This is a genomic window from Hyphomicrobium zavarzinii ATCC 27496, from assembly GCF_000383415.1.
GTDB classification, from domain to species: domain Bacteria; phylum Pseudomonadota; class Alphaproteobacteria; order Rhizobiales; family Hyphomicrobiaceae; genus Hyphomicrobium_C; species Hyphomicrobium_C zavarzinii.
In genome coordinates, this window is record NZ_KB911268.1 from 1 (window position 1) to 9,136 (window position 9,136).

Consider the following 9,136-nt stretch of genomic DNA (forward strand, 5'->3'; position numbering starts at 1 on the left):
TCAACGGTAGCAGCACGGAACAGTACGCGGGGATCAACCTGCGCTTCGATTGCAAAAACGAAACGCACTTCGGCGTCGGCGGCGCCTTTGGTCTGACCGATGACAGCGAGGATGCAATTTTGCGGTTAACCGCCGGCTATGAATTCGAGTGATTAGTAGGGCGCTGTAACTTGTTTGGCACGCGAGCGATTGGCCGTGCGCCTTGTCCCTAATTCGCATGACGCAGCGGATTTCTCCTTCGGAAGGGCGCCTCACCGCATTATCTGTGCGAACGTCGCTAAGATTCACGGTTTGACAGTCACTGTTTCGATCATCGCCGCACCCGAAGGGCGAAGGAGTACTTCGTCACGATCGACGGAGTGATGGCAAGGCAGGTCACTACAATTTTTGTGGCAACGTCCGCTTTCTCGGCACGACGGTCATTGATGGCAGCGCAATGCAGCATTAGCTCAGTACTGCTAAGGGTCGTAAGCGCCTGAGCTCCGGTGGAGCGGTATGTCTGCTCACCGTTCAAGAGGCGAGGTTCACGTCGGGCAATCGCCATCTCAAACGGCCGCTTCTGGGACATCTCGTCCGCGAAGTTGGAACGAGAGCGAAAAAAGGAAAATGACTAGCCCTTTTTGCGTGTCGCCCGGACGCTCGACGGTGCGCCGAGCAGCCTTGGCGTAACATCCGCAATCAGATCGTCGACGTCGAGGCCGGGAACAACTCGCTCGTAGTCGCCGTCGAGCTCGAGCGACGAGGCGCCGTGGACGAATGTCCAGAGCCGCACCGCAATCTGCTGCGCGTCCGTCGTGTGGCCGTTCTTGCGGCAATAGTGGGCGACTTCTTCGACGACATTCTTCAGGCAGTCCTCGCCCTTGCCATCCGCCTTGCTGCTCTTTTTCAGCTCGCCGAACATGAGCCTGAAAATGGCGGGCTGGGCGACGGCGAACCTCAAGTATGAGATGCCCATCGCGGTGATGCCGTCGATGGTGCCGCTGCCCTTCTCGGCCACCGCGCGTGCGTTCTGCTCACGTAACTGATCGAAGCCGCTTGCGACGATCTCTTCAAGGATCTCCCGCTTGTCGCGGAAATGCTTGTAGGGAGCGGCCGTGGTCACGCCGGCGCGCCGGCAGGCGTCCGCCAGCGTGAAGCCGTCGGGGCCGTGCTCGATCAGTAGCTCGCGGGTTGCGGCAATAAGCGCCTCGCGCAGGTCGCCGTGGTGGAAGCTCTTCTTCGAGCGCACCGCCGTCCGCTTTTTTTCTCTCAGTTTTTCTGCTTGGGCCATAACGGGTTATTCCAATTCTACCGGCCGACAACTCCATAAGCTAGCACACTCACCCTAAGTTAGTGGGGTTAACTTTTTTGCCTTCGCGCGTCGATTCTGCCTTGTCAAGTTAGCGGCACTTACTTATAAGTTAGCTTCACTAACTTAGTGCATCAGCCATGCCGGCACAAGGCCGCAACCGCGATGAGGCTCAACATGAGTGCTCCCTCTTCCTCCAAATCTGCACCAACACAGACGCTCGCGCGCCCCATTCTTATCGCGGGTGCACTCGTTTCAGTCGCGGTTAGTCTTGCCGGTTGCAAAAGTGAAGGTGCCGAGTACGTCGCTCTGCCGCAGCCCGTGCGCGCCGCAGAGGTGACGCTCACGGGGGCGGCAGAGACGCGGTCCTATACCGGCACGATCAAGCCGCGCTACCAAAGCGATCTCGGCTTTAGAGTCTCCGGCAAGATCGTCGAACGCTTCATCAATGTCGGCGACAGGGTGACACCCGGCATGACGCTGGCGAAGCTCGATGCCACCGACTACCGCTTGGCCCTCGAATCCGCCGACGCCGAGCTCAAGGCTGCGGAAAGCAGCCTCGCGCAGACGGACGCCGACGAAAAACGTTATGCGCGCCTGACGAAGGACGGATGGGTCAGCGCCGCAGGCTATGATCAAAAGAAGGCGGCGGCAGACGAAGCGCGTGGACGCGTGGAGAGGGCTCGCCGCTCACTCGCTCTCGCCAAGAACCAACTTGACTACACTAACCTTCGGGCAACCGAATCCGGCGTTGTCACGGCGCTCCCGGTCGAAGTGGGGCAGGTCATCAGCGCCGGACAGCTCATTGCGCGCGTTGCACGCCTCGACGAGCTCGAAGCCGTCGTGTCGATCCCGGAGAGCCGCATCGACAGCGACCGCAACGCGATTTCCTCGGTGACGCTGTGGGCGGCGCCCGATCATGTGTACGCGTCCAAGCTACGCGAAGTCTCTCCACAGGCGGATCCCGCCACGCGTACCTACCAGGCACGCTATTCGATCCTTAAGTCCGACGACGGCATAGCGCTCGGCAAGACGGCGACGGTGCATCTTGCGCGAGTGGGCAATGGATCTCAGGCAAAGGTGCCGCTCGCTGCCGTGTTCAAGGATGAGGGGCAGCCCTCAGTGTGGCTGATCGATGAGGCTCACGGGCATCTGACTAAGAAGAGCGTCGATGTCGGCTCATGGACCGAAACCTCGGCCATCGTCACGGGCGGACTCGAGTCCGGCCAGAAGATCGTCGCGGCCGGCGTGCACAAGCTCGACGCCGGTATCCCCGTTCGTATCGTCGAGGTCGTGCGATGAACGCTCCCTTAGAGCAAGATCATACCCCGTCACGGGGTAACCTGTCCGCCTGGACGGTGGCGCATCCGTCGCTAGTCCTGTTCCTCATCATCGTGCTCACAGGGGCTGGCCTATTCAGCTACCTGAAGCTCGGCCGCGCCGAGGATCCCTCGTTCGCCATCAAGACCATGGTGGTCAGCGCCGCCTGGCCCGGCGCAACGGCCGAGGAAATGCAGGATCAGGTAGCGGACAAGCTGGAGAAGCGCCTGCAGGAACTGGAGCTGTTCGACTACGTCAAGACCTATACGCGTCCCGGCGTCACCATCATCCAGATGCAGCTTCGGGACCAAGCGCGCGGCAAGGACGTAGATGATGCCTGGTATCAAGTTCGCAAGAAGCTGAATGACACCAAGCCGGTGCTGCCACAGGGCGTGCAGGGCCCGTTCTTCAATGACGAATACGGCGATGTGTATTCCGCCATCTACATGCTCTCGGGTGGCGACGTTTCGCTCGCCAAGCTCAAGGACTATGCCGAGACAGTGCGTCAGCGGCTATTGCGGACGCCTGGCGTCTCCAAGGTCGACATCGTCGGCATTCGTGAGCAGCGCATCTTCATAGAGTTCAGCCATCGCAAGCTTGCGACGCTCGGCATCACGCCGCAGGCCATCTTCGACAGCGTGGCGCGCCAGAATGCAGTGACGCCTGCCGGCACCGTCGAGACCAGCGCCGACCGCATCGACGTGCGCGTCACCGGGGCGTTCAAAGGCGAAGCGGCTATTGCCGAAGTGCCGATCGAAGCAGGCGGGGCCACGTTCCGGCTCGGCGACATCGCCACGATCAAACGCGGCTACGAAGATCCGCCTAGCAGCATCGTTCGCCACAACGGCACCGAGTCCGTGGGCATCGTCGTTGCCATGACCAACGGCGCGAACGTGCTCGAACTCGGCGAGCGGCTGAAGTTGGCCATTGCCGAGGCAAGAGCGCAAGTTCCGACCGGCGTCGAGATCGACCAGATCACGGACCAGCCTAGCGTTGTCGAAGAGTCCGTAAGCGAGTTCCTGCGCTCCTTCGTTGAGGCGCTCGGCATCGTGCTGGTCGTGAGCTTCATCTCGCTCGGATGGCGCTCGGGCCTCGTGGTCGCGACATCCGTGCCGTTGGTGCTCGCTGTGGTACTTCTCGTCATGTACGTCGCGGAGCTGAACCTCGACCGCATCACGCTTGGCTCGCTCATCATCGCGCTCGGTCTGCTCGTCGACGACGCCATCATCGCTATTGAGATGATGGTGGTTAAGATGGAGCAGGGCTGGAGCCGCATGCAGGCCGCCGCGGCCGCCTGGGATTCGACCGCCTTCCCGATGTTGACCGGCACGCTAGTGACGGCGGCGGGCTTCCTGCCCGTCGGCCTCGCGAAATCGACCGCGGGCGAATATGCTGGCAACATCTTCTGGATCGTGGGTTTGGCGCTCGTGGTGTCGTGGATCGTGGCGGTGTTCTTCACGCCCTACATCGGTGTCAAGCTGCTACCGAACTTCGCCAAGCAAGGCGCGGGCCACGGCGGGCATGATCTCTACAATACCCGAATTTACCGTGCGTTGCGCGGCGCCGTGGGCTGGAGCGTTCGCTTCCGCTGGATCGTGATCGCGCTCACGCTTGCCGCCTTCGTTTCGGCGATCGCCGCCTTCACGCAGGTGCAGCAGCAGTTCTTCCCCACCTCGTCTCGGCCGGAGCTTTTCATCGAGATCCGCCTGCCGGAAGGCACGTCCATCAACGTCACCGAGGCCGCGGCGAAAAAGGCCGAGGCGCTCATCAAAGGCGATCTGGACCTCGACTACTATACGACCTATGTCGGCGAGGGCTCGCCGCGCTTCTTCCTGGCGCTCAACCCCGTGCTGCCTAACGAGAACTTTGCACTCATCGTCATGATGACCAAAGGTGCGGAGGCGCGCGAGAGACTCAAGGACCGGCTCGACAAGCTCGTCGCGGAAAACGTCATTCCCGAGGCGCGCCTGCGCATCGACCGGCTGAACTTCGGGCCTCCGGTCGGCTTCCCAGTGCAGTTCCGCGTTCTCGGGCCGGATAGCACAAGCGTGCGCGAGGTTGCGAACAAGGTGCGCGATGCCATGCGTGCCAACCCGAACACGCGCGACGTGCAGTTCGACTGGAACGAGCAGAAGAAGTCGATCCGGCTCGAAGTCGACCAGGATCGCGCTCGCTCGCTCGGGCTCACGCCGCAGGACATCTCCCAAACGCTGCAGACGCTGCTGTCCGGCTACACGGTCACCGAGTACAAGGAAGGCATCGAGCTGGTGCCCGTCGTGGCGCGCGCCGTGCCCGAGGAGCGTCTGGGGCTCAGCTCGTTCGAGGATCTCACCATACCGACGCGCTCAGGCGCGGCGGTTCCCATCTCGCAGGTGGCGCGCGTCCACTACGAGTTCGAGGAGCCGATCCTGTGGCGTCGCAACCGGGATGTGGTGTTGACGGTGCGCTCGGACATCGCTCCCGGGCTGCAGGCGCCGGACGTTACGGCGCAGATCCAGCCGGCGATCGACACGATCTCCGCCGATTTGCCGCCCAGCATGCGCATCGAGGCGGGTGGAGCGGTGGAGGAGAGTGCCAAGGCGAACGTGGCGCTGTTCCAGATCTTCCCGCTCATGTTTCTGGTCATGCTGACGCTGCTCATGCTGCAGCTGCAGAGTTTCTCGACCTTGTTCCTGGTGTTTTCGACAGCGCCGCTCGGCATCATCGGGGCAAGCTTCTCATTGCTCGCGTTCAATGCGCCGTTTGGCTTCGTGGCACTGCTCGGCCTCATCGCGCTGGCCGGCATGATCATGCGCAACACGGTCATCCTGGTGGATCAGATCGATGCGGATGTGGCCGCGGGCCTGTCGCGGTGGGAGGCGATCGTCGAGTCGACGGTGAGGCGCTCGCGGCCGCTGGTGCTGACGGCGCTCGCTGCCATCCTGGCCATGATCCCGCTGACACGCTCGGTGTTCTGGGGGCCAATGGCCATCACCATGATGGGCGGGCTCCTTGTGGCAACGGTCCTGACGCTGCTGTTCGTGCCAGCGCTCTACGCGGCCTGGTTCCGCGTGCGCCGGCCCGCGCCGGAGGCAATCATCTTGGTTCCTCACTCTCCTGAATCGTCGAGTGACCGTCACGCGCTCGCAAGTTTGGCGTAACTGCTTCTGGAGGTGGATAAACGGGAAGGGATGACTGTTCTGCATCCCGAAGCTGACATCTCGACGCGTACATTGGAGTAACGGAAGGCTGATCACGCCATGACCGCTTCTGGGACGGACCAGCAATCAGGCCCGACGCAGGCTAAGGTCCGAAAGCAGTCTTCAAGCCGGTGGCGTTCTGGGTCAGAAGTAGCTCATCGAGGACGTGATCGCGGGGCGGATCAGCCGGACGTGCTGGCGCGCTGCCGGTCGCAGGACTTGACGCGAATGAAGTGGGGCACGTCCTTGAGCAGAGCGGAGGGCATGCAGCTCGGCAGTCCCGCTTTGCGGGCGCCATCGACGAACAGCTCGGCTTCCCTGTCCGCGAATCCGCCGCCTTCGCTGAGGTAGCGCTCAGCGTTCCACACCGGGTCGAGCTTCAAGACCGAGGCGGCGGCCGCTTCGGCATCTCTCGGGCGGTCGAGATAGGCATAGGTTACCGCCGCAAAGGCGTGGTCGAGGGCAAGGGGCTTCTTCACGAGCAGTCTGTATTCAGCGGCTTTGTCGTACTGCCCGCCAAAGAAGTACACGTAGCTGAGGCCTTGATTATACCAGTCGGGATAGTGCGGGTTGAGCTGTAGTGACCGCTCCGCCAATGCTACGGCTCGTTTCGACTGACCGAGCGGCGGGAGCGACCACGCGACGCAAATCAGCACGTCCGCATCGGAGGACGCGAGAGCTTCAGCACGGGAAAGCTCGGTGGCGGCCTGCTCCTGCTTGCCGCCATACATGTAGGCCATGCCGAGGGCGAGGTGGGTCTTTCCGTCGTCGGGGTCGAGCGTCACGGCCTTTTCCGCGGCATCCATCATTTTCTCGACGGCTCCCTCGAAGGAAGGCGCCAACCCCAGATCGATGAGATAGAATTGGACCTCAGCCAACGCGACGTAGGCGCGGGCAAGCTGAGGATCGAGCTCGATGGCCTTGTTGAGCAGGCTTTCCGCCTCGGCTAGGCTTTCCTTCGTCACCCTGTGCTTCGCCTCGATGCCGAGCAGGTAGGTATCGTAGGCCGTGAGGCTCGCTGGCGGCTTGCGTCTGACGAGGCGGCGCTCCGCCTCGGCGACGGCTCCCTGGTAGCCCATGAGCGTTGCGGCGATCCGTTGCGTAACCTCGCTCTGCAGCGCGAACAGATCGTCGGCGGGCTTATCGTAGCGCTCGGACCAGACGTGGCTGCCGGAGGCGCTGTCGATGAGCTGCGCGGTGACGCGAATGCGCTCGCCGATGGGCTGGATGCTGCCTTCGAGCACGTACTTCACATTGAGGTCGCGGCCAATCTTTCGAACGTCGATGGGCTTATCCCTGTAGACCTCGGTGGAATTGCGGGCGATCACGATGAGGTCCTTGGCGCGCGTGAGGTCGGTGATGGTGTCCTCGGTGATCCCATCGGCGAACCGTTGCCATCTGGCGTCGTGCCCGATGTTGTTGAACGGCAGAACGGCAATAGATGGATTGTCGGGCACCGGCGGCCTTCGGCTTCCCCAGAAGCTCGCCACGGCGATCAGCAGCGCGGCGCCGGCCAGCAGCCCGGCGAGCGACCATCCGGTGGTCGTGAAGGGAGCGAAGCGCCGCGGTGTCGGCTCGCGCGCGACGGCGTCGCCCAGCAACTGCTCGGGCGGCGGCGCTTTGATCGGATCCGGACCGTGCGCCGAGACTGCGTCCCGTTGGTTCTCGATGTGTGGCGCATAGCTCCCCTTGGGCAGCTCGATGCGAATGGGATCGGTCTGTCCGAGGGTGTCGTAATACTCGCGGAGCTTGTCTCTGAGCCGCCCCGCCTCGATGCGTACGACGGGATCGACGACGGGATCAAACGTGGAAGGGCGGTCGAACACAGCGACGGCGATCGTATAGGCTTTGAGCCTATCGCCACGGCCGGCCAGAGTCTCGTCGACGAGGTAGCGCAGGAACCGCTGCCGGCGCTGCGACTGCTGAAACGGCCCGCTTCTCAGGATGCGGGCCAGCTGCTCACGCACGGCATCTGGATCGGATGGGCTGCAGCCACCGGGCAATGCTGCCGTCACGGTCAAACTCCAATCAGGTGCTGAAACAGAGAATTGCGTCCCGACCTAATGACGTTTGCTACGGTTACATACTAGGACCGGCACACCGGTCCTGTCACGATCCCGCTGCGGGGACGGCGGCCTTGGCCGCCAATGCGTATGACCCATCCAATTGCGAGGAAGTGATATGACCAACAATTTCAAGCGACTGCTCGTCGCCTTTCCCGCGACGCTCATTGTGCTCGGCTGCGGCGCGGCCCAAGCCGGCAAGACCGTCGAAGAAGCCGGCGTGCTCGTCTGCGTGAGCGACAAATGCGATGAGAAGGAGCCCGAGAAGGGGCACAAGCTGGTTGATTACTCCGGCCGCTGCGTCAAGGTTCCGGACGATCCGGCCGCGTTGAAAGCGACGGAGGCGTGTGAGGGAAAGTACGAGTACATGCCCGACGGCAGCTGGAAGGGCAGTGGAACCTGCACAGCCACGAACACGGGTGGCGACACCATTTCCGTAACGTGGGAAGAAGGTTCTCACCTCAAGACTAACCCCTACAAGGCGACCGGCGGCACGGGCAAGTTCAAGGATGTCGACGGTGGCGGCACGTACCAGTACGACCAGTTGACGGAGACGTTGTTCGGCGGTCGCTACAGTAGCAAGTGGGAGCTGCCGTGAGCGCGCTGGCACGGGCTGGCACAGGCGACGCCACGCGGACTGACATGACCCTTACAGCGCGCGGGTTGGCCACGCTCCCGCGCGTATCGAAGGCACTAGTAGCTTCGCAAACTCTTCAGGTCCGCTACAGGGTCATTTGCTCCCAACGGCCGTCGTTTTCGGACGTCCGCTCAGGATCGACCAGCGGGCTTTTCGAGGGAAGAACCATCGGCGCCGCTCGTCGCTTCACCAATGTCAGCTGCTGGGACGAAGCTGTCATCACGCGCTGACCGTCGTGCCGAGAAAGCGGACGTTGCCACAAAAATTGTAGTGACCTGCCTTGCCATCACTCCGTCGATCGTGACGAAGTACTCCTTCGCCCTTCGGGTGCGGCGATGATCGAAACAGTGACTGTCAAACCGTGAATCTTAGCGACGTTCGCACAGATAATGCGGTGAGGCGCCCTTCCGAAGGAGAAATCCGCTGCGTCATGCGAATTAGGGACAAGGCGCACGGCCAATCGCTCGCGTGCCAAACAAGTTACAGCGCCCTACTAATCACTCGAATTCATAGCCGGCGGTTAACCGCAAAATTGCATCCTCGCTGTCATCGGTCAGACCAAAGGCGCCGCCGACGCCGAAGTGCGTTTCGTTTTTGCAATCGAAGCGCAGGTTGATCCCCGCGTACTGTTCCGTGCTGCTACCGTTGA

Annotated in this window: 5 protein-coding genes; 3 read left to right on the top strand and 2 right to left on the bottom strand. The window is 62.2% G+C overall.

Annotated features, from left to right (window positions below; genetic code table 11):
• Positions 1-610 precede the first annotated feature (610 nt).
• Positions 611-1,270, bottom strand: coding sequence for a TetR/AcrR family transcriptional regulator (locus F812_RS25110; protein WP_083929329.1), 660 nt, complete (start codon positions 1,268-1,270; stop codon positions 611-613).
• A gap of 195 nt (positions 1,271-1,465) precedes the next feature.
• Between F812_RS25110 and F812_RS0121895 the strand changes: the two genes are divergently transcribed.
• Positions 1,466-2,590 carry an efflux RND transporter periplasmic adaptor subunit gene (locus tag F812_RS0121895; protein ID WP_198011262.1) on the top strand — a complete coding sequence of 375 codons (1,125 nt, stop codon included), beginning with the start codon at positions 1,466-1,468 and terminating at the stop codon, positions 2,588-2,590.
• Positions 2,587-5,748: an efflux RND transporter permease subunit gene (locus tag F812_RS0121900; protein ID WP_020088132.1), complete on the top strand. Its 3,162-nt coding sequence runs from the start codon at positions 2,587-2,589 to the stop codon at positions 5,746-5,748. The genes F812_RS0121895 and F812_RS0121900 overlap by 4 nt, the downstream gene beginning before the upstream one ends.
• Positions 5,749-5,969: 221 nt before the next feature.
• On the opposite strand, the gene F812_RS25835 is transcribed toward F812_RS0121900, so the two are convergent.
• Positions 5,970-7,802 carry a tetratricopeptide repeat protein gene (locus F812_RS25835; protein ID WP_156827611.1) on the bottom strand — a complete coding sequence of 611 codons (1,833 nt, stop codon included), beginning with the start codon at positions 7,800-7,802 and terminating at the stop codon, positions 5,970-5,972.
• A 166-nt stretch (positions 7,803-7,968) separates the two neighbouring features.
• On the opposite strand from F812_RS25835, the gene F812_RS0121910 reads away from it, so the two are divergent.
• Positions 7,969-8,448, top strand: coding sequence for a hypothetical protein (locus tag F812_RS0121910; protein ID WP_020088134.1), 480 nt, complete (start codon positions 7,969-7,971; stop codon positions 8,446-8,448).
• Positions 8,449-9,136 lie beyond the last annotated feature (688 nt).

Excerpts from the sequence above, each read along its gene's own strand:
- F812_RS25110 (WP_083929329.1), bottom strand. The coding sequence starts at position 1,270 with ATGGCCCAAGCAGAAAAACTGAGAGAAAAAAAGCGGACGGCGGTGCGC.
- F812_RS0121895 (WP_198011262.1), top strand. The coding sequence starts at position 1,466 with ATGAGTGCTCCCTCTTCCTCCAAATCTGCACCAACACAGACGCTCGCG.
- F812_RS0121900 (WP_020088132.1), top strand. The coding sequence starts at position 2,587 with ATGAACGCTCCCTTAGAGCAAGATCATACCCCGTCACGGGGTAACCTG.
- F812_RS0121910 (WP_020088134.1), top strand. The coding sequence starts at position 7,969 with ATGACCAACAATTTCAAGCGACTGCTCGTCGCCTTTCCCGCGACGCTC.